This is a genomic window from Microbacterium sp. NFH-22A-Y (assembly GCF_021401375.1).
GTDB lineage: Bacteria > Actinomycetota > Actinomycetes > Actinomycetales > Microbacteriaceae > Microbacterium > Microbacterium hominis.
In genome coordinates this window covers 1,097,965-1,118,512 of sequence record NZ_JACBGF010000001.1, presented here as the reverse complement: position 1 = coordinate 1,118,512, position 20,548 = coordinate 1,097,965, and the positions used below count along the sequence as shown (strand labels likewise).

Genomic DNA, 20,548 nt, shown 5'->3' with positions numbered 1-20,548 from the left:
CCCGGTCGTTGAGCGAGGGCCACAGGCCCGAGTCGAAACGCCTCACCCCCGCCACCCGCGCGTCACCACCTCCCGGTCGTTGAGCGAGGGCCACAGGCCCGAGTCGAAACGCCCCACCCCCGCCATCCGCACGTCACCACCTCCCGGTCGTTGAGCGAGGGCCACAGGCCCGAGTCGAAACGCCCCACCCCCGCCACCCGCGCGTCACCGCCGCCCGGTCGTTGAGCGAGGGCCCCAGGCCCGAGTCGAAACGCCCCACCCCCGCCACCCGCGCGTCACCGCTGCCCGGTCGTTGAGCGAGGGCCACAGGCCCGAGTCGAAACGCCTCACCCCCGCCACCCGCACGTCACCGCCTCCCGGTCGTTGAGCGAGGGCCCCAGGCCCGAGTCGAAACGCCCCACCCCCGCCATCCGCGCGTGGCGGCCTCACGCGGGGAGCAGCTCGCTGCGCAAGAGCTCGACGAGCGCCTGCGCGGCGGAGCTGAGCGGACGTCGCCGCGCCCACGCGAGCGAGACGGCGAACGCGGGTACGGCGCCGTCCAGCGGCACGGTGCGCACCGGCATCCGGCCGCGGTGCGCCGCCGACGCCCGCGCGGATGCCGCAGCCGCAGCAAACTCCGGCACGATGGCCAGACCGAGGCCCTGCGGCACGTAGGTCGCCGCCGTCGAGAGATCGGCGACCTCGATGAGCACACGCCGCGACACTCCGGCGTGGGCGAACGCGTCGTCGACGATGCGTCGCGACCCGTAGCCGGGCGGCAGGTCGATGAAGCTCTCCCCCTCCAGCTCGCCGAGAGCGACGCGGTCGCGCTCTGCCGCGGGGTGGCCGTCCGGCACGACGAGCACGTACGGCGACGAGGCGACGACCTCGCCCCGCAGGGTCGCGGGAAGCCCGTCAACGACGGAGAGGAGCGCCACGTCGATCTCACCCCTCTCCAACTGCGCCACCAGGCCCGTCGAGCCGAGCCCGGTCGCCCGCAGCTGCACCGCGACGGCCGGATGCCGCTCGTGATAGCGACCCAGCAGCCCCGGCACGTCGACGAGGTCGACCCCCGTCATGAGCCCCATGGTGACGGCGCCGCGCAGTTCTGTGGCCGCCGCCGCGACGGCTTCCCCGAGCTCGCGCACCTGCTCGAGGACCTGCTGCGCGCGGGTCAGCAGCTCCTCACCCGCACCCGTCAGGCGGATCTGCCGATGCGAACGGTCGAACAGCTCGACCCCCAGTTCGCGTTCGAGATCGCGCACGGTCGTCGATACCGCCGACTGCGCCAGCAGCAGGCGATCGGCGGCGCGCGTGAAGCTCAACTCCTGCGCGACCGCGACGAACACGGAGAGGTGACGCACATCCATATCTCGATCATCCTCCCTCCGTGCAGCCCGAAATCATCTGCACAGCAGATGAGTCGCATCGCGAACGCCGTCTTCCTCGCACCGCTCGCCGGGCGGAGCATGGAGTCATGAGCATCGCGCCGGTCCTCGCCCCGTCCCCAGCGGCTGCCAACGCCGCCGTCACCGCCCCGCCCGTCGGGACCCGTGCCGCCGACCGTGTCGTCGAGGTGTTGCGCGCCCACGGCGTGCGCTGGGTGTTCGGCGTCCCGGGCGCCAAGATCGACCCCGTCTTCGACGCCCTCGCCGCCGTTCAGGGCGTCGCCGGTGCACCGCAGCTGATCACCTGCCGCACCGAGCAGAACGCGGTCTTCATGGCCGCCGCGGTGGGGCGTCTCACCGGCATCCCGGGCGTCGTCCTCGTCACGAGCGGGCCCGGCACGGCGAACCTCGCGACGGGACTGCTCACGGCGACGACCGAGGGCGACCCCGTCGTCGCGATCTGCGGCGCCGTCTCGCGGTCGCAGCACCTCAAGCGGGCCCATCAGGCGATGGATGCCGTCGGCATGCTGCAGACGGTGACCGTCTCGGCCGCCGAGGTCACCGCGGCCGACAACGTCGCCGAAGCGATCGTCAACGCGTTCCGCGCCGCCACGCGGGAGCCGCGCGGCGCGGCGGCCGTCGTGCTCCCCTACGACGTGTCGACCGCGACGACCGCCGTCGGCTTCACCGAGCCGATCGTGCCGGCGGCGGTGGGCGGGGCGGCCGCCGCCTCCGTCGACCGGGCCGCGGCGCTGCTGCGCGAGGCGCGGTTCCCGGTCGTGCTGGCGGGGGCGCGCAGCGGCGACCCGCGCACGGTCGACGCGCTGCACGCGCTGTTGCGCGCGACGGGCCTGCCGGTGGTCGAGACGTTCCAGGCCGCAGGGATCATCTCGCGCGACCTCGAGGACCACTACCTGGGCCGCGTCGGCTTCGCCCGCAACCAGCCGGGCGACGTCCTTCTGCACCACGCCGATCTCGTGCTGACGCTCGGCTACGACCCGGTGGAGTTCGTGCCCGCCGAGTGGAACCTCGGCAAGGAACGCCGGATCGTTCACGTGGACACCGTCGCGGCCGACATCGACAACGACTACCGGCCGGACGTCGAGCTCCTCGGCGACCTGGCCACCACGCTCACCGATCTGACGCGCGCGCTGCACACGCGCGGCGGCATCCCGCAGCGCGATGCGGCGACGGCGGTCATCGTCGAACGCGAACGCACGCGCCTGGCGGAGAACACCGACCTCGGCGACCCGCACCACGACGACGCGTTCGGTCTCGATCCGGTCGCGGTGGTCGCCGGCATCCGCGCCGCCCTGCCCGACGAGGCCACCGTGCTCTGCGACGTGGGGTCGAACTACCTGTACATGGCGCGCCACTTCCGCACCTACCGGCCGCGCTCGTTGATGTTCTCGAACGGGCAGCAGACGCTGGGGGTGGCTCTCCCGTGGGCGATCGCGGCGAGTCTCGCCGACGCGGGCGACCCGGTGCTCTCCGTCTCGGGCGACGGCGGCTTCCTCTACTCCGCCGTCGAGCTGGAGACCGCGGTGCGGGTCGGGGCGAGCTTCACGCACATCGTCTTCAACGACTCGGCGTACGACATGGTGGCGTTCCAGCAGGTCGAGAAGTACGGGCGCACCGCGGCCGTGGAGCTCGGCGCCTACGACGTCGTGGCCTTCGCCGAGTCGTTCGGGGCGCACGGACATCGCGTGACCCGGGTCGAGGATCTCGTCCCGACGATCGTCGCGGCCCTCGCCGAGCCCGGGCCGTCCGTCATCGACGTGCCCGTCGACTACCGCGACAATCTCCGCCGTCTCGGCGGCGACCTCCTCGCCGACGTGCTGCTGTGACCTCCTTCTCTTCGCCTCCCGTCCCGAAAGGACCGCGCATGAGCGCTGAACGCCACACCCTGTTCCAGACGAGCCTGATGGCCGCGCTGCTGGACGGCATCTACGAAGACGACATGACCGTCGGCGAGCTGCTCGGCCACGGCGACTTCGGCATCGGCACGTTCAACGCCCTCGACGGAGAGATGGTCGTCGTCGACGGTGTCGCGTACCGGCTGCGCGGCGACGGCACGGCGGCCGCGGCATCCGCCGACTCCGCCACGCCGTATGCGGTGGTGACCGACTTCGTCCCCACGATCACCCGCTCGCTGCCCGACGGGGCCACGCGCGCGGAGGCCTCGGCCGCGATCGATGCGATCACCGCGTCGGCCAACTACATGTACGCGCTGCGCATCACCGGGCGGTTCCGCCGCGTGACGGCGCGGACGGTCACCCGGCAGCAGAAGCCGTACCGCCCCATGACGGAGGCGACCGACGACGACGCCGTGCTCGAGTTCGACGACGTCGACGGCACGATCGTCGCCTTCCGCACGCCTCTGTACGAGCAGGGCATCGGCGTGCCCGGATGCCACGCGCACTTCATCGACGACGGACGCACCCGCGGCGGCCACGTGCTCGACTTCACCCTCGAGCACGGCACGGTCGAGCTGTGCCTGTGCACCGACCTGCATCTGCGCCTGCCGTTGACGACGGAGTTCCGCGAGGCCGCCCTCGCCCCCGAGGACCTGGCCGCCCAGCTCGCGAAGACCGAGCAGCACGCTCCCCTCCCCTGACCCCGCGCGCCGCGCGCCGCGCGCCGCGCGCGCCCCGCGCCGCGCCCCGCGCGTTCCGGCGAGCCGCCATGCTGTGGCCGAGCCGCTATGTCGCGGGCAGTCCAAAGCATGGCGGCTCGGCCGGAGGATAGCGGCTCGGCGGGGTGGGGGTGGGGGTCAGCGGAAGTCGCGGGAGCGGTGGCGCACGCCGACGCGCAGGTCTTCGAACGCATCAGCGACGAGGTTCGTGACGCCCTCGGGTGAACGCTCGAGGATGCCGCGCGCGATGAGCGCCGGCGCATCCCGCAGCACCCGGCGATAGCGGTCCCAGACGCCCTTCGAGCAGATGACGTTGACGAGGCCGTGCTCGTCCTCGAGGTTGATGAAGGTGATCCCGGATGCCGTCGCGGGCCGCTGCCGGTGCGTCACCAGTCCCGCGACCTCGACCCGCCGCCCGACCTCGTGCGTGCGCAGTTCGCGAGAGGTGAGCACCCCGCGCGCCTCCAGCGGCGCCCGGTAATGCGTGAGGGGATGGTCGTCGGTGGAGATGCCCGTGGCCCAGAGGTCGGCGGCGAGCACGTCGTAGGTGGACTGGTCGCCGAACAGCGGGGGCTGCACGGCGACGAGAGAGTCGGGAAGGAACTCGGGCAGATCCTGGGCCGCATCGCCGGCCAGCCAGAGCCCCTGGCGCCGCGTGATGCCCATGCTCTCGAACGCCCCCGCCGTCGCCAGCGCCTCCACCTGGGCGGCCGTGGCGCCCGTTCGCCGCACGAGGTCGCGGAGGTCACGGAAGGGGCCGTCGCTCTCGCGCGTCGACACGATGCGCTGCGCGAGGGGCTTTCCCACCCCCGTGACCGCGGCCAGCCCCAGTCGGACAGCGAAACGGCCGTCGCGGCGATGGGCGGCCGACGCGTCGGGCGCGGCGGCATCGAACGGCGGCACCGGCGGCTGGTGGCGGTCGGTGCAGGCGGGGATGCCGGTGGGGACGCGTTTCGACTCGTTCGCTGCGCTCTCTCGCTCAACGACCGGAGAGGGGGCGCTCTCTCGCTCAACGACCGGGGAGGGGGCTGCGCTCGGCGGGGCGACGACCGGGGAAGCGGGTTCGTCGAGGGGTTCGAGACCGGCATCCACCCCGGAGGCGTGCAGATCGGGGCGACGCACGACGACACCGTGCCGGCGGGCGTCGGCGGTGAGGGTCGCCGGAGAGTAGAAGCCCATGGGCTGCGCACGCAGCAGCGCGGCGAGGAACGCGCCCGGGTAGTGCAGCTTGAGCCACGACGACGCGTAGACGAGCAGCGCGAACGACAGCGAGTGGCTCTCCGCGAAGCCGAAGTTCGCGAACGCCTGGATCTTCGCGTAGATGTCGTCGGCGACCTGTCCGACCAGCCCGTGCCGCGCCATCCCGTCGTACAGCTTCTGCCGCACCGACTCGATCCGCTCGATGCCGCGCTTGGAGCCCATGGCACGGCGCAGCACATCGGCATCCTCTCCGGTGAGGTCGCCGACGGCCATCCCCATCTGCATGAGCTGCTCCTGGAACACCGGCACGCCGAGGGTCCGCTCCAGCACCGGTCGGAGCTTCTCGTGGGCGTACGTCGGCTCCTCCAGCCCCAGCTTGCGGCGCACGTACGGGTGCACCGCGCCGCCCTGGATCGGACCCGGCCGGATCAGGGCGATCTCGATCACCAGGTCGTAGAACCGCCGCGGCTGCAGCCGCGGCAGCAGCCCCATCTGCGCGCGGGACTCCACCTGGAACACCCCGATCGAGTCGGCGCGGCACAGCATGTCGTAGACCGCGGCCTCCTCCTTGGGGAGGGTGTCGAGCGTCCACCGCTCCCCCGTCGCGTCGGCGATGAGATCGAAGCAGTGCTGCAGCGCGGCGAGCATGCCGAGCCCCAGCAGGTCGAACTTCACGAGCCCCATCCACGCGGCGTCGTCCTTGTCCCACTGGATGACGGTGCGGTTCTCCATCCGCGCGTGCTCGATCGGCACCACCTCGCCCACGGGACGCTCGGTGAGCACCATGCCCCCCGAGTGGATGCCGAGATGTCGCGGCGCCTTCAACAGCTCGGCGGCGTACTCGAGCACGCGGTCGGGGATGTCGTGCGAGCCCGCGACGGCGCCGTCCCACCGCTCGACCTGCTTCGACCAGGCGTCCTGCTGACCGGGCGAGTGTCCGAGCGCCTTCGCCATGTCGCGCACCGCGTTCTTCGGACGGTACTGGATGACGTTCGCGACCTGCGCCGCCCGCTCGCGCCCGTACTCGCCGAACACCCACTGGATGATCTCCTCGCGCCGGTCGGCGTCGAAGTCGACGTCGATGTCGGGCTCCTCCTCGCGCATCGCGGACAGGAACCGCTCGAACGGCAGGTCGTAGTAGATCGAGTCGATCGCCGTGATGTCCAGCAGGTAGCAGACGGCGCTGTTGGCGGCCGAGCCCCGTCCCTGGCACAGGATGCCGCGGCGACGGGCCTCGGCGACGATGCCGTGGACGATGAGGAAGTAGCCCGGGAAGTCCTTCTGCGCGATGACGTCGAGCTCGCGTTCGATGCGCGCGCGGTTCTTCTCGGTGAGGTCGGGATACTTGCGCGGCACGGCCTCCCACACGAGGGTGCGCAGCCACGACATCGGTGTGTGCCCGTCGGGGACGGCCATCTTCGGCAGGGCCGGCTTGGCGCGGCGCAGGGGGAAGGCGAGCTCGTCGGCGAGCGTGACCGTGCGGGCGACCGCGCCCGGGTAGCGGCGGAAACGCCGCGTCATCTCGGCGCCCGAACGCAGATGCGCGCTCGCGTGCGACGGCAGCCAGCCGTCGAGCTCGTCGAGGCCGCGATTGGCGCGCACCGCCGCGACGGCGGCCGCCAGGTGCACGCGGTCGGGCACCGCGTAATGCACGTTGTTGCTCGCCAGCACCGGGAGCGAGCGCGCGGCGGCGAGCGCGGCGAGCACGTCGTTGTCGCGGGTGTCGGTGGGGGCGCCGTGGTCGATCAGCTCGACGTTCACCGCGTCGGCGCCGAACAGCGCGACGAGCCGGTCGAGCGCGGCGGCCGCGGCATCGGCTCCCCCGGCGGCGAGCGCCTGACGCACCGCGCCCTTGCGGCATCCGGTGAGGATCGCCCAGTGCCCGTCACCGCGCGCGGCGAGGTCGTCGAGGTCGTACCAGGGCCGCCCTTTCTCCCCGCCGGCGAGCTGTGCGTGGGTGAGAGCCGCCGCCAGCCGGTGGTAGCCCTCCTCGCCGCGGGCGAGCACGAGCAGGTGCGAGCCGGCGGGGTCGGGCGCCCCGGCCCGCGCGGCACTCGGACCGGCGAGCAGGCCCGTCGCACGCCCCGCCCCTTCCCCCGCGCCGCCGCTTGCCCCGAGCGAGAGCTCCGCCCCGAACACGGTCTTCACCTGAAGCTGCTCGGCGGCCTCCGCGAAACGCACGATCCCGTAGAAGCCGTCGTGGTCGGTGATCGCGAGGGCGTGCAGACCCAGCCGCTCCGCCTCCTCGGCGAGCTCGGCGGGCGAGGACGCCCCGTCGAGGAACGAGAACGACGAGTGCGCGTGCAGCTCGGCGTACGGCACGGCATCCGTGGGCCGCTCGATCGGCGGCCGCTCGTAGGCACCGCGCTTGCGGGAGAAGGCGGGGCCGTCGCCGCCGTCCGGTGCGGGGTCGCCGCCGATCACCGGCGCACCGAGCAGGCGCGCCATCTCCGACCAGCGGACCGACGGATTGTTGAACCCCATCAGTCGTACCTCCCCTCGATCTGCCAGACGCCTTCCTCGCACACCAGCAGCCAGGCGCCCTCCGCGACGTCGACCACCTGGAAGCGGTGCGCCCGCCGAGCCCGCTCGGGATCCCACGCGCGTTCGATCACCGGCCACGGTCCCGCCCAGGTGCGGATGCCGCGGCGCCGCCCGCCGAGCTCGATCGCCGCGGGGACGGCGGTCGGCTCCCCGCGGGCATCCACGGCGATCATGTCGCCGTCGGCATCCAGCACCGCGACCGGCATCCCCTCGGCGAACACCGTCGTCGGCAGCGGATCGGGAAGGCTCCCCGGCCAGGGACGCTCGCCCGTGCGCAGATCGGCGGCGACGTCCCCCCAGGGCACGAGCCGCTGTCGTTCCGCGAGCCACCGACCGCCGCCGACCGCGGGAGTGAGCACGCCCTGGTGTCCGAGCATCGCCTGCACGCGCGAGAGCGCGCGATGCACGCGCTCCTCGGGACCCGACCCGAACAGCCGCGCGGTGTGGTGGGCGGCGGCATCCACCGCCTCGGGTTCGATGCGCACCCGCACGACCGCACTGCGAAGCGCCCGTCCCGTCCCGCCGCGCCCGGCGCCCCCGGCGCCGCTCGTGCCCCCGGCGCCCCCTGCGCCCCCGGCGCCGCTCGTGCCCCCGGCGCCGCTCGTGCCCCCGGCGCCCGTCGCCGCGCCCTGCTCGGCGAGCTGCCAGCGCACCCGGTCGACCACCGCGGCGGCGTCGAAAGCCCCGGGATGCAGCCACACGCGCTCGCTGCGCTCCCCTCGGTCGCCGGTGAGCACGACACGCAGCTCGGTGCAGACGAGCCCCTGCTCCCCGAGCCGGGAGACGAACTCCGCGGCCGGCATCCGCAGGGCGAACGCGACCTGGTCCGCGGTCTCGACCGGGGCTCGAACGCAACCTCGCGGTGCAGCTCGGGCGGCGGCGTGCGCGCCGTCACCGGGCGCGGGTCGCGGCCGGCGGCCAGCGCGTGCAGCCGCTGACCGCGCGCGCCGAACCGCTCGACGAGCCGGTCGGCGCCGAGGGCCGCGACCTCACCCAGCGTCTGCACCCCGAGCCGGCCGAACAGCGAGGCCAGCTCCTCGTCGAGCACCCCCACCGGCAGCGGCGAGAGGAAGGCCGCGGCCGAACCGGCCGGCACGATCCGCACCGGATCCTCCCGGCGCGTGCCACCGCGGGCCGCCTGCTGGGCGGTGAAGGTGCCGTCGGCGATGCCCACCCGCACGTCATCGACGCCGAGGCTCGCCACGGCGCCCGCGAGCACCGTCGCCGCCGCGGCCTCACCGCCGAAATAGCGCGCCGGCCCGCGCGCGTGCAGGGCGCACAGTCCGGGCTGCATCACCTGCACGTTCGGTGCGGCCTCCTCGATCGCCGCGATCACGGGCCCGAACGCCCGATGATCGCGTACGGCGTCGGCATCCACCACCGTCAGCTGCGGACAGCGGGCCTGCGCATCGCGGCGACGCATCCGTCGCCGGACGCCCTCGGCGCGCGCCGCCGCCGAGCAGGCGACGACCATCCCCTTCTCGAACACGGCGATAGGCCCGTCGGCGTCCAGCGGGTCGTCGCCGTCGCGGGTGAGCGCGACGATCGGCCAGTCGGGCACCCACACGACCAGACTGCGCGGAGGGGGCGGGCCGCCCCGGACATCGGCATCCATCTCACACCGCCCGTCTCATCGGCACGGGCGCGGGCACGCGCGAGCGGCCGGCGCCTTCCCCCCCGCCGAGGCGGCCCTGCTCGTCGGGAAGCAGGAGCCGGTTCGATCGCGGCACGGGCGCGCGCCGGCTGGTCACCGTGACGGTGAGCTCTCGTCCCGACAGGATGCCGTGGCCCTCGCCGAGGCCCGACCACGACGGATCGGAGACGTCGATCATCGCCTCGGTCTGCGGCCAGGGTCCCTGCACGAGCAGCACGGCATCGCGTTCACGCATGCGCGCGGCGAGCCGGGCGACGTCGGCATCCTTCGCCCGGGCCGGCGGCCGCACCGCCACGACCGACAGCACATCGGCGAGCGTCGAGGTCACCGCGAGCCAGCGCTCGCCCGGATCGGGCACCAGGACGAGCCGCGACAGGTCCACGCCGGCGGCGCGCGCCGCTTCCACACCGACGTGCGGCATGCCCACGACGGCGCACCACGAGCCGGTCTGCGAGGGTTCGGCCAGCAGAGCGAACAGCAGCGACATCGACCGCCCGAGCGCGTAGGCTCCCCCCGTGCGCAGGCCTCCGCCGGGCAGCAGCGACGCCAGCGCCGGCGGCACCGGGAGCACGGGCGTGTCGAGGCGACGCCCCTGCATGCGCTCCATCTGCGCGCGCAGGGTGCTCACGGTGCCCGCGACGTCCGCGGCAGCGACGTTCCCCACGATCGGCCTCACTTCGACAGATTAGAACATGTGTTCTAGTACTTCAATGCCTCTGCGTCGAAGATAAGAACGGGTTCGGACATTGCGCGCCGCATCCCTCGACCGGCCGCGCCGGACGGCTCATCTGCGCGAAACATGCGACTGATAGGACGGACGCCATGACCCGTACGCTGACCATCACGGGCGCCTCCCTCATCGTGGAGCGCTTCGACGAGCCCGACCTCGACCGCACCGGCGACCTCGTGATCGGCGCGGACGGCCGCGTCGGCGTCCCGACCGCGGAGCCCGCCGCATCCGCGCACGACACCCTCGACGCCGAGGGCGGCCTCGTCACCCCCGGTCTCGTCAACGCGCACCACCACCTGCTCCAGTCGGGCTTCCGCACCCTGCCGGGCACCCGGGGAGTGCCCATGCGGGAGTGGCTGCCCGCGATGGCCGCCGCGTATGCCGCCGCGGGCATCGACGCCTCCCTCGTCCGCGCGACGGCCGGCGTGGGGCTGGCCGAGTCGCTCCTGTGCGGAGTGACCACCGTCGCCGATCACCAGCTCAACTGGCCCGACCCCGCGGCATCCTCCACTCCGGTCGACGACACCGTCGCGATCGCGCACGCCATCGCCGGAGCGGCCGCAGAGCTCGGCGCGCGCCTCGTGTTCGTCCGCGGATCGGCCCGCGACACCCCCGCCGCCGCGGCGGCGAGCGCGGAGGCGATCGTCCGCGACCTCCTCCCCTCCGCCGCCGACGTCCCGGGCGGCACGAGCGCCGACGGCATGCTGCAGCTCGCAGTGGGCCCGGCGGGCGTGCACTCCGACTCCGCGGAGACCTTCCGCGCGCTCGGCGACGTGGCGCGGCGCCACGGTCTGCGCCGGCGCACCCAGGCGAACGAGCAGGTCGACACCGAGATCGCGCTCGCCCGGTACGGCCGGCGGCCCCTCGACCTGCTCGAGGAGTGGGGCTGGCTCGAGCCGGACGTGACGATCGCGCACCTGTGCGACGTGACGGATGCCGAGATCTCACGCCTCGCGGCCGCCGGCGTCACCGCCACGCACGCACCGGGCTGCGACGTGCCGATGGGCTGGGGCGTCGCCCCCGTGGCCCGCCTGCGGGCGCACGGCATCGCCGTGGGGCTGGGCACCTCGGGCGGCGGATCGAACGACGCCGGGCACCTCCTCGCCGACGCCCGCCTCGCAATGCAGGTGTCGGGCCTCGTCGGGCCGACGCTCCCGGCGCGAGACGTCCTGACGATGGCCACGTCGGGCGGCGCCGCGGGTCTCGGTCGGGCGGAGCTCGGCATCCTGACCCCGGGAGCCGCGGGCGATGCGTGCGTCTGGGACGTCTCCGGCGTCGCGGACGCGGGCGTGGCCGATCCGGTCGCCGGACTGCTGTGGGCCCACCCGGGGCGCCGGCCGCGGCACGTCGTGGTCGGCGGACGCGTGGTCGTCCGCGACTACCGGCTGGTCAGCGGCGACGAGACCGCGCTCACCGCCGCGCTCCGCGCCCGCGTCGGCCGCTGACGCCTGCGCCGCCACCCCGGAGCCCTGGCGCCGGCCGGCTCCGGCGCCCCGGCGTCGGCGCCCCGGAGCCGTGACCACCGTCGGAGTTTCCGCGAGGATCGGCCCACCGCGGCCCCCTTCCGCCGCGGGCAGGGCACAACCTCCGACGTTCGTCACAGGATCGGCCCCGCTTGGCCCGAGCTCCCCCGATGCCTCCACCGTCGGCGCGGCCGTCCGGCCCGCACAGAAGCGCGGCGAGCGCGACGTGACGTACGCCGGAGAAACCCTGTGGATGACACCACACCATCCCTCGGTTCGGGGCTCACGCCGGGAAAGTCCGACGATCGTCACCACCACCCAACCCAACCTCAACCCAAGCCCCAACCCCAGCCCAAGCCCCCGCGGCACCCGCTCAGACGTCGAGCACGATCCGGGGACAGGCCGCACGCGAGACGCAAGCCATCATGACGGCGCCCTGCTCCCGCTCGAGCGGGGTCAGCACCGAGTCGCGGTGCTCCACCTCTCCCTCCAGCACCGGCACCTCGCAGGTGCCGCACGTGCCGCGGCGGCAGCTGGAGAGCACCATCGCGGTCGGGCTCTGCTCCTCGATCGCCTCCAGGACCGACTGGCCGGGCAGCACCGTGACGACGTCGCCGGTCATCGCGAGCTCGACCTCGAACGGCTCCGACCAGACCGGCTCGCCGTACGCGATCGCCTCGAACCGCTCGACGTGCAGCGCCTCGGCGCGCCCCGCCGCCCCGAAGCCCTCCTCGAGGGCCGCGATCAGTCGCGCCGGACCGCAGGCGTAGAGGGGACCGCCGTCGGCGGCGGCGGCAGCCACGAGTGCGGCGACGTCGAGGCGGGAGCCCTCGTCGGAGGGATGCAGCCGCACGCGGCCCGTGCCGTCGTCGAGCGCGCGCACGTCGTCGACGAAGGCCATGGTCGACAGCGACCGCCCGGCATAGTCGAGCGTCCACGCGGCCCCCGCGGCGGCCGCGGCGCGCACCATCGCGAGGATCGGGGTGATGCCGATACCGCCGGCGACGAAGCGGTGCACGGCTTCGGGCACCATGTCGTACGAGAAGTGGTTGCGCGGTCCGCGCACCCGCAGCCGTTGGCCCACCTGCACGTCGTCGTGCACGCGCACCGACCCTCCGCGCCCGTCGTCCTCCCGGAGCACCGCGACCCGCCACGTCGACCGGTCCGCGGCGTCGCCGCAGAGCGAGTACTGGCGCTCGATGCGCTCCGTCCCGGGCTGACGGCCGTCGGCGAGGATGAGGTCCACGTGCGACCCGGGCGCCCAGACGGGAAGGTCGCGGCCGTTGTGGGCCACGAGGTCGAGTGCCACGACGCCGTCGGCGAGCACGGTGCGGGCGGCGACCACGAGGTCGCGCTCGACGTCACTGAAGTAGCTCATGGATCCCACTCTTCCCATTCGCGCGGGGCCGTCCCGCCCGCGGGCGGCGACCGGCCGCACTCTTCGCGCGGATTTAACACGGCTGCAATCCCGACAGGCCTGCCAGGAAACACGTCGGGCGTTTACTGATTCTCACCCGATGTTGGTCATACCAACAACACCGCACCGCCCGCCGTCACCGCCACCGCCCGCCGTCATCGCCACGTGAGGAGAAGCCCCTATGGATGCCGAACTCCTCGAGCCGGGCCAGCGCATCGGCGCCGTCACCGGACTCTCGCCGGCCGGAGAGGTCGGTGACACCCTCGCCTTCGCCGGCGGTCGCGTCGTCGACGCGGGGGCTGCGGATGCCGACGGCGAGACGATCGACGCCACCGGCTGGGTCGCCCTGCCACCGCTCGCCGACCTGCACGCCCACCTCGACAAGGGCTACACGTGGAGCGCGTTCGGCCAGCCCGAGGGCTCGCTCGAGGACGCCATCGCGTGCTGGGTCGACCACGGCGAGAGCCACACGGACGAGGCGATCACGGCCGGCGCGCGCCGCCACCTGGTCGCCGCGCTGCACGCCGGCGTCACCGCCGTGCGCTCCCACACGAACTACCACCTCGGCGACGACCCGCTGCGCGGCGTCCGTGCGCTCGTGGAGCTGCGCGCCGAGTTCGCCGGGCTCGTCGACCTGCAGGTCGTCGCGAGCCCCGGGCCCTCCGACGGCCCGGACGATCTGGGGCGTGCCGCCGTCGCCCTCGGGATCGACCTGGTCGGCGGCTTCCCCCACCTCGCCGACGACCCCGCGGCGGATCTCGAGCGCGCCGCCGCGTTCGCCGAGGAGTTCGGCCTGGGCCTCGACCTGCACACCGACGAGACGCTCGATCCCGCCTCGACCGGCCTGGCCGAGCTCGCCGCCCGCACGCGCCACTGGCCCGCCGGGCTCATCCGCTCCGCCGGCCACTGCGTCAGCCTGTCCACGCAGGATGCCGAGACCCGCGCCCGCACCCTCGCCGCCGTCGCGGAGGCCGGTGTCTCCATCGTCACCAACCCGCTGACGAACCTCTACCTCCAGGGGTGGCAGCATCCGGTCGGCACGCCGCGCGGCATCCCCCCGCTGCGCGAGATCCTGGAGGCCGGCATCACGCTGGCGGCCGGCGGCGACAACGTGCAGGACCCGTTCAACCCGCTCGGCAACGCCGACATGGTCGACGTCGCCTCCGAGCTCGTCGTCGCCGGTCACCTCACCCCCGCCGAGGCCTGGCACGTCAGCTCCAACGGAGGACGCGCCGCCTTCGGACTGCCGCCCGCCCGCGGACGGGTCGGCGACGTCGCCGACATCGTGCTCGTGCGCGCCGCGCACACCGCCGAGGCGCTCGCGGAGCGCGCACCGGATCGCATCGTCATCCGCGACGGCCGCGTCATCGCGGTGCGCCGCCGCGTCGTCGGCAGCGTGCTCGATCTCCGCCCGTTGCCGGCCCCGCCGTCCGCCCCGACCTCCGAGGGAGCCCTCCTATGACCACCGTCACCGCACCCGCCGATCCGCGTTCGCACGCCGGCGCCGCCGACACCGCCCGGCCGACCTCCACACCCACGCTCGCCTTCCGCGACGTCGCCAAGGTCTTCGACACGGGCACCCGGGCCCTGGAGGACGTGTCGATCGATGTGCGCCCGGGCGAGTTCGTGTCGGTGGTCGGCCCCTCCGGCTGCGGCAAGTCGACGCTTCTGCGCCTCGCGGCCGGGCTCGACGCCGCCACGGAGGGCGAGATCGACGTCCGCGCCGACACCACGAGCTTCGTCTTCCAGGAGGCGACCCTGCTGGAGTGGCGCAGCGCGCAGCGCAACGTCGAGCTCGTCGGGGAGCTCGCCGGCGTCGCCAAGGCCGAGCGTCGGCGTCGTGCCGCGGAGGTGCTCGACCTCGTCGGCCTGTCGGGCTTCGAGGACCAGCATCCGCGGGCGCTGTCGGGCGGCATGCGCATGCGGGTCTCGATCGCCCGCGCCCTCGTCGCCGAGCCCCAGCTGGCCCTGTTCGACGAGCCGTTCGGCGCCCTCGACGAGATCACGCGCCTGAAGATGCAGACCGAGCTGCAGCGGCTGTTCCAGCTCAAGGGGTTCGCGGCGATGTTCATCACCCACTCCATCTCCGAGGCCGTCTACCTGTCGAGCCGCGTGCTCGTGATGAGCGGACGGCCCGGCCGCATCGTCGACGACATCGAACTGCCCTGGTCCTACCCCCGCTCGCCCGAACTGCGTTACGAACCCGAGTTCGGGCGCATCGTCGGCCACCTCTCGCACGCACTGGAGGCACACTCGTGAGCCAGAACCTCGCCCTGAAGGCGCCGACGGCGCACGCCGACACGTCGGCCGGCCCGGTGAGCCCGTCGAAAGCGGCCGCGGATGCCGCGGCATCCGCCGAGACGACGACCGCCGTGATGGCGGCGCGCCGGCGGCCTCGCGGCGCGGCGGGCGTCGTGCGCGGCGCCTGGTCGCGCGCGTTCCCGATCGTCGCCGCACTGCTCGGGATCATCGCCATCTGGTACGCGGTGTCGTACCTGCTGCTGAGCGAGAGCCGCCGGTTCCTGCTGCCGCCGCCGCACCAGGTGCTGGCCGAGACGGTCGGCAACGACAAGGTGATCGCACCCATGATCGCCGCGCTCGGTCAGACGATCTCCGTCGCCCTGGTCGGTCTCGCGATCGCGGTCGTGATCGGCATGGGCTGGGCCATCGTGATGTCCCAGTGGACCCTCGCCGAGAAGATCCTGTACCCGTACGCGGTGATCCTCCAGACGATCCCGATCCTCGCGCTCACCCCTCTCATCGGCATCTGGATGGGCTACGGCCTGCCGGCGCGCATCGTCGTCTGCGTCATCATCGCGGTGTTCCCGATGATCTCGAACACCCTCTTCGGTCTGCAGTCGGCGACGCCCGCGGCGCACGACCTGTTCACCCTGCAGAAGGCCAGCAAGTGGCAGCGGATGACGAAGCTCATGCTCCCCGCGGCGATCCCGTCGATCTTCACGGGGCTGCGCCAGTCGGCCGGTCTGGCCGTGATCGGCGCGATCGTCGGCGACTTCTTCTTCCAGCAGGGCAGCCAGGGCATCGGCGGACTGCTGCGCACCTACACGCTGCGCCTGAACATGGAGCCGCTGTTCCTCGCGATCATCTTCACGGCGCTGTTCGGCGTGATCGTCTTCTCGATCTTCGCCGCGCTCGATCGGCTGGTCGTCGGACGCCTCTTCGGCGTCGCGACCCGCTGATCGCGCCCCGCCGCCCGCACCGCTTCTCCTCACCCGCACCACGAATCGCACCACCCGTCTGTCCGCACCGCACCCGAAGCCCGTCCAGGAGGACACCGTGTCACAGCCCACCTTTCTCTCCCGTCGTCTGATGGCGCGCAGCGTCGCCGTCGGCACCCTCGCCGTCACGGTGTTCGCCGTCGCGGGATGTTCCAGCACCGAGGCGGCGGCTCCGGCCACGACCTCGGCCGCGACCGCGGCCGAGAAGGGCGGCCCCCTCGACCTCGCGAGCGTCTGCCCCGCGACCGTCGTCATGCAGCAGGACTGGCAGCCGGAGTCGGAGCACGGCGCCATGTACAACCTGGTGGGAGACGGGTACACGGTCGACACCGACAAGAAGACCGTGACCGGCCCGCTCGTGGTCAACGGCACCGACACGGGTGTGAAGATCGAGGTGCGCTCGGGCGGCCCTGCGGTCAACTTCCAGCCGGTGCCCGCGCTCATGTACCTCGACACCGACATCCTCATCGGCGCCGTCAACACGGATGCCGCGATCGTCGCCGACGCCGACCAGCCGACCGTCGCGGTCACGTCGCAGCTGACCTTCAGCCCGCAGATCCTCATGTGGGACCCCGCCAGCCACGACGGCGCCAAGACGATCAAGGAGGCCGCCGCCGCCGGCGACCCGATCGTCACGTCGGGCGACGTGATCCCCAACCTGCTGCTGTCGCAGGGCATCATCACCTCGTCGCAGATCGACACGAGCTACGAAGGCACCCCGCAGCGCTTCGTGTCCGACCCGAAGATCCTGCAGCAGGGCTTCGCGACGGCCGAGCCCTACATCTACAAGAACGAGATCTCGCAGTGGGGCAAGGACGTCGGCTACCAGCTGCTGTCCGAGCTGGGGTACAACATCTATCCCGAGCCCCTCGCGGTGCGCAAGGCCGATGTCACCGACAAGGCCGACTGCCTGAAGAAGCTCGTCCCGATCATGCAGCAGTCGCAGATCGACTTCCTGAACGCGCCGGAGCACGGCAACGCGGTCATCCTCGACCTCGTCGAGAAGTACGACACCGGCTGGACCTACTCGGAGGGCGTCGCGGAGTTCTCGGTGGCGCAGCAGAAGGAGCTGGGCCTGGTCGCCAACGACGAGGCGTCCGGCGTCTTCGGGCAGTTCGACCCCGACCGCATGGCCTCGATCGTGAAGGACTTCACGCCCTTCCTCGTCACGGCCGGCAGCATCACGCAGGCGGCCGCGTCGGCGATCGACCCGTCGGCGCTCTACACCAACGAGTTCATCGACACCTCGATCAAGATGGACTGACACCGTCCGCACGCGAACGCCCTGCCCCACGATCGTCGGGGCAGGGCGTTCGCGTCGGTCGGGGCGTCAGAGTGTCGCGGTGACGCGGTCGGCGAGCGTGTCGAAGCGCTGCGCGACGGCGAGCGCCTCCGCAAGGGCGGTGCGCAGCGGCGCGAGCGTCTCGACCTCCGCCCCGGCGTCGCGGGCGCTCGTCGTGTCGCAGCGGATGTTGACGGCCGTCGCACGGATGCCGCACGCGAGCATCCGCGCCGCGACGGCGACGTCGGGCGCCACGCGCGGCTCGCCGTGCTCTTCGAGCCAGGTGAGGGCCGACCCCAGGGATGCCGCGACGTCGACCAGTGCGGCGCTCGCCTCAGCGGCGGCCACCGTCGTGGCGATGATCGCCGCCGGGCGCTGCGCGTCACCGGCGGGACGGCGGAAGGCGGCGACCAGCGCCGCCGACATCCGCCCGTCGTGCTCCGCGGCGACCAGCGCGTCGCGGCGCGCCCGCGTCGCGTCCGCGAGCACCGCGTCCCGGTGCGGGGCGACGGCGTAGCCGGCGGTCATGGCGACGAGCGCGGCCCCTGTCGCGATCACGACGCCCGCAGCGGCTCCGCCGCCGGGTTCGGGGATGGGGGCGGCGAGCGCCGCCAGCCAGTCGTCGAGGCGTGCGGATGCGAGATCGGGGGCGGACATGCGCCCACTCTAGGGGCGGGCGGCCGCACCGATCGGGGGGCGACATCGACGCATACGCGACCGTAACACCCGCGAAACGGCGCGCTTCTACAGTGACATTGTTGGCGAGACCAACATCGATTCCTGGATCGCCGAACGCGAGCGACCCGCGAGAGGAGGCACCGTGACCGTCCAGCTGCGCCTGCGCGATGCGTCGCGACGATGCCCCAAACGCATGGTCTACGGCCCGTGCGGCGGCGTCGGCGCCGACGGCGGTTGCGAGGTCCCCGGCATCCGCTGCTCGTTCGCCGCCGACCCCGACCTCCTGCATACGCTCGACGTCTCCGCCGCCGACGTCGCAGCCCCCGAGAGCGCCGAGCCCAGCGGCGACGCGCTGCCCCTCTCCCCGCGCCGGACGGCGGCGGCCGCCTTCGCGACGCGCGTCTCGGAGGGGCTGCTCGTCACCGCCGATCTTCCCGTGCGCTCGGCGGATGCCGGCGTGCTCGCCGAGGCGGGCGCGCGCCTGGCCGGATTGACGGCGGTGATCGCGGGCGAGCCGCCCGGCCTCCGCGCGTCGCTCAGCCCGACCCACAAGGCGCTGGTGCTCGGCGGCGCCGGCGCCACCGTGATCGCGGGCATCACCTGTCGCGACCGCAACCGTGTCGCGATCGAGGGCGAGCTCGCGGCCCTCGCCGATCTCGGCGTCGCGGGCGTGCTGGCCGTGACCGGCGACCACCCGGCATCGACCGCGCTCCCGCACGCCCAGCCGGTGTTCGACCTCGACTCGACGCGCGTGGCGGCCCTCGCCCGCCGCGCGGGCTTGTTCGTGGCGGTGGCCGAGCAGCCCGCCGCACCGCCGATCGACTACCGGCCCGTCCGGCTCGCGCTGAAGGCGCGCGCGGGGGCGGAGCTGGCGATCCTGAACCTCTGCGGGGACCTGTCCGATCTCGTCCGCTTCGCCGGAGCGCTGGCCGCGACCGGCGCAGCCATCCCCCTCGTCGCCTCGGTGCCCGTGATCACGTCGCGATCGGCGGCCCTGCGACTCGCGGCGCTGCCCGGGGTCCGCCTGCCGTCGGGGCTCGTGACGGCGGTCACCGCGGCCGCGGCCGTCGACGACGCGGGCGTGCACGCCGCCGTCGCGGCGGCACGGGAGGCCCTCACGGTGCCGGGAGTGGTGGGCGTGCACCTGTCGGCCGTCGTCGACGAGGCCGACCCGACCGGCCTGGCCGCGGTCGACGCGATCGTGCGCACCGCGACGCTCCTGCGCGCGGGCCGCGCCCCTTCCTCCGACGCGACGGCGACGGGAGCCGCGGCATGAGCCTCGCCGCGGGCACGGCGCCGCGCGTCGCGGGGTGTCCGAAGTCGATGGCCTACGGCCCCTGCGGGGGCGTGAACCCGGACGGCACCTGCGAGGTCGATCCGACGCCCTGCGTCTTCCTCCGGCGCGACCTTCCCGTGCGCTGGGACGGGAACGGCGACGCTCCCGTCGACCGCGACCCGGTCGACGCGGTGACGACGGCCGCGGGGCGCGAGGTAGCCGAGATCGCTCAGCGTCGACCGCTGGTGTTCACGGGATTCCCGGTGCGCGCGCTGCGCTCCGACGCCGTCCGCCCCACCGCCGACGCCCTGTCCGGCAGCGTGGATGCCGTGCTCTCCGGCGATGCCGGACGCTCGCGCGTGCAGTTCCCGCCGTCGTACCGGGCTGCGCTCATCGCGGCGACCGGCCTGCGGCTGTGGATGGGCTTCAACGCGCGCGACCGCAATCGCACGGCGCTCGAGCGCGAGCTGCTGTCGCTGCGCGCACTGGGGGTGGCCGGGGTGCACTGCGTCACCGGTGACCACACGCAGACGGGCGACCGGGCCGACGCGCGACCCGTCTTCGATCTCGAATCCACGACGATGCTGCCCCGCGCGCGAGCCCTCGGCCTGCTCACCTCGTTCGCGGAGTCCCCCGCGGCACCGCCCGTCGCCGAGCGCGGCGCCCGGGTGGCGCAGAAGCAAGGCGCGGGCGGTCGGCTGTGCCTCACGCAGTACGCCGGGGATGCCGAGGAGGTCGCCGACTTCGTCGCGCAGTGCCGCGCGGCGGGCGCCACCGCTCCGGTGCTCCCGGGCGTTCCTCTGGTGATCGACCGCGACGGGGCGGGACTGCTCGCCTCCTTCCACGCCGCGAAGCTGCCGCGGGGCTTCATCGACCGTCTCTTCGCGGCGCGGGACGTGCGCGCCGAGGGGATCCGCCTGGCCATCGAATACGGCCGCGCACTCCTCGACACCGGTCTCGTCGGCGGCGTCGTCATCGCCGGCGGTGCCCGTCTGGGCGAGGAGGTCTCCTACGCCGCCGACCTCGCCACGGTGGCCCGAGAGCTAGGGGGCGGCACGTGAGC

At 73.6% G+C, this 20,548-nt stretch carries 14 protein-coding genes and 1 pseudogene; 9 read left to right on the top strand and 6 right to left on the bottom strand.

Annotated elements, in window-relative coordinates:
• Positions 1–425: 425 nt before the first annotated feature.
• Positions 426–1,349, bottom strand: coding sequence for a LysR family transcriptional regulator (locus L0965_RS05290; RefSeq protein WP_232784008.1), 924 nt, complete (start codon positions 1,347–1,349; stop codon positions 426–428).
• Positions 1,350–1,456: 107 nt separating this feature from the next.
• On the opposite strand from L0965_RS05290, the gene alsS reads away from it, so the two are divergent.
• Both alsS and budA read left to right on the top strand, forming a co-directional pair.
• Positions 1,457–3,214 (top strand): acetolactate synthase AlsS, encoded by a 1,758-nt coding sequence (gene alsS / locus L0965_RS05285; protein WP_101305883.1) that lies wholly within the window; start codon positions 1,457–1,459, stop codon positions 3,212–3,214.
• 38 nt (positions 3,215–3,252) lie between these two features.
• Complete coding sequence (gene budA / locus L0965_RS05280) at positions 3,253–3,984, top strand: acetolactate decarboxylase (RefSeq protein ID WP_101305882.1); 732 nt, start codon at positions 3,253–3,255, stop codon at positions 3,982–3,984.
• A gap of 156 nt (positions 3,985–4,140) precedes the next feature.
• On the opposite strand, the gene L0965_RS05275 is transcribed toward budA, so the two are convergent.
• The 3 genes and pseudogenes from L0965_RS05275 to L0965_RS05260 all read right to left on the bottom strand — a co-directional run bounded on the left by L0965_RS05275 (position 4,141) and on the right by L0965_RS05260 (position 10,064).
• The gene (locus L0965_RS05275; protein WP_101305881.1) at positions 4,141–7,686 is read right to left on the bottom strand and encodes an error-prone DNA polymerase; all 3,546 of its coding nucleotides are present in this window, start codon (positions 7,684–7,686) and stop codon (positions 4,141–4,143) included.
• Positions 7,686–9,361: pseudogene (locus L0965_RS16720) on the bottom strand (DNA polymerase Y family protein). Before L0965_RS16720 ends, L0965_RS05275 begins: the two are co-directional and overlap by 1 nt.
• Position 9,362: 1 nt before the next feature.
• Positions 9,363–10,064: a hypothetical protein gene (locus tag L0965_RS05260; protein ID WP_061782283.1), complete on the bottom strand. Its 702-nt coding sequence runs from the start codon at positions 10,062–10,064 to the stop codon at positions 9,363–9,365.
• Between the two features lie 158 nt (positions 10,065–10,222).
• Between L0965_RS05260 and L0965_RS05255 the strand changes: the two genes are divergently transcribed.
• Positions 10,223–11,575 (top strand): amidohydrolase family protein, encoded by a 1,353-nt coding sequence (locus L0965_RS05255; protein ID WP_101305879.1) that lies wholly within the window; start codon positions 10,223–10,225, stop codon positions 11,573–11,575.
• Positions 11,576–11,966: 391 nt separating this feature from the next.
• On the opposite strand, the gene L0965_RS05250 is transcribed toward L0965_RS05255, so the two are convergent.
• A complete protein-coding gene (locus tag L0965_RS05250; protein WP_101305878.1) occupies positions 11,967–12,971 on the bottom strand; it encodes a PDR/VanB family oxidoreductase in 1,005 nt (334 codons plus the stop codon).
• 220 nt (positions 12,972–13,191) lie between these two features.
• On the opposite strand from L0965_RS05250, the gene L0965_RS05245 reads away from it, so the two are divergent.
• The 4 genes from L0965_RS05245 to L0965_RS05230 all read left to right on the top strand — a co-directional run bounded on the left by L0965_RS05245 (position 13,192) and on the right by L0965_RS05230 (position 17,513).
• A complete protein-coding gene (locus L0965_RS05245) occupies positions 13,192–14,472 on the top strand; it encodes an amidohydrolase family protein (RefSeq protein WP_101305877.1) in 1,281 nt (426 codons plus the stop codon).
• The gene (locus tag L0965_RS05240; RefSeq protein WP_198553686.1) at positions 14,469–15,269 is read left to right on the top strand and encodes an ABC transporter ATP-binding protein; all 801 of its coding nucleotides are present in this window, start codon (positions 14,469–14,471) and stop codon (positions 15,267–15,269) included. Before L0965_RS05245 ends, L0965_RS05240 begins: the two co-directional genes overlap by 4 nt.
• Positions 15,266–16,210: an ABC transporter permease gene (locus L0965_RS05235; protein WP_061782279.1), complete on the top strand. Its 945-nt coding sequence runs from the start codon at positions 15,266–15,268 to the stop codon at positions 16,208–16,210. The genes L0965_RS05240 and L0965_RS05235 overlap by 4 nt, the downstream gene beginning before the upstream one ends.
• A 97-nt stretch (positions 16,211–16,307) precedes the next feature.
• Positions 16,308–17,513, top strand: coding sequence for a hypothetical protein (locus tag L0965_RS05230; protein ID WP_060959174.1), 1,206 nt, complete (start codon positions 16,308–16,310; stop codon positions 17,511–17,513).
• A gap of 66 nt (positions 17,514–17,579) precedes the next feature.
• Here L0965_RS05230 and L0965_RS05225 read toward each other — a convergent pair whose 3' ends face one another.
• Positions 17,580–18,188, bottom strand: a complete 609-nt coding sequence (locus L0965_RS05225; protein WP_101305876.1) for a cyclodeaminase/cyclohydrolase family protein — start codon at positions 18,186–18,188, stop codon at positions 17,580–17,582.
• A 163-nt stretch (positions 18,189–18,351) separates the two neighbouring features.
• Here L0965_RS05225 and L0965_RS05220 point away from each other — a divergent pair, with 163 nt between their 5' ends.
• Both L0965_RS05220 and L0965_RS05215 read left to right on the top strand, forming a co-directional pair.
• Complete coding sequence (locus L0965_RS05220) at positions 18,352–19,485, top strand: methylenetetrahydrofolate reductase C-terminal domain-containing protein (RefSeq protein ID WP_082808073.1); 1,134 nt, start codon at positions 18,352–18,354, stop codon at positions 19,483–19,485.
• Complete coding sequence (locus L0965_RS05215; protein ID WP_101305875.1) at positions 19,482–20,546, top strand: methylenetetrahydrofolate reductase C-terminal domain-containing protein; 1,065 nt, start codon at positions 19,482–19,484, stop codon at positions 20,544–20,546. The genes L0965_RS05220 and L0965_RS05215 overlap by 4 nt, the downstream gene beginning before the upstream one ends.
• Positions 20,547–20,548: the final 2 nt, after the last annotated feature.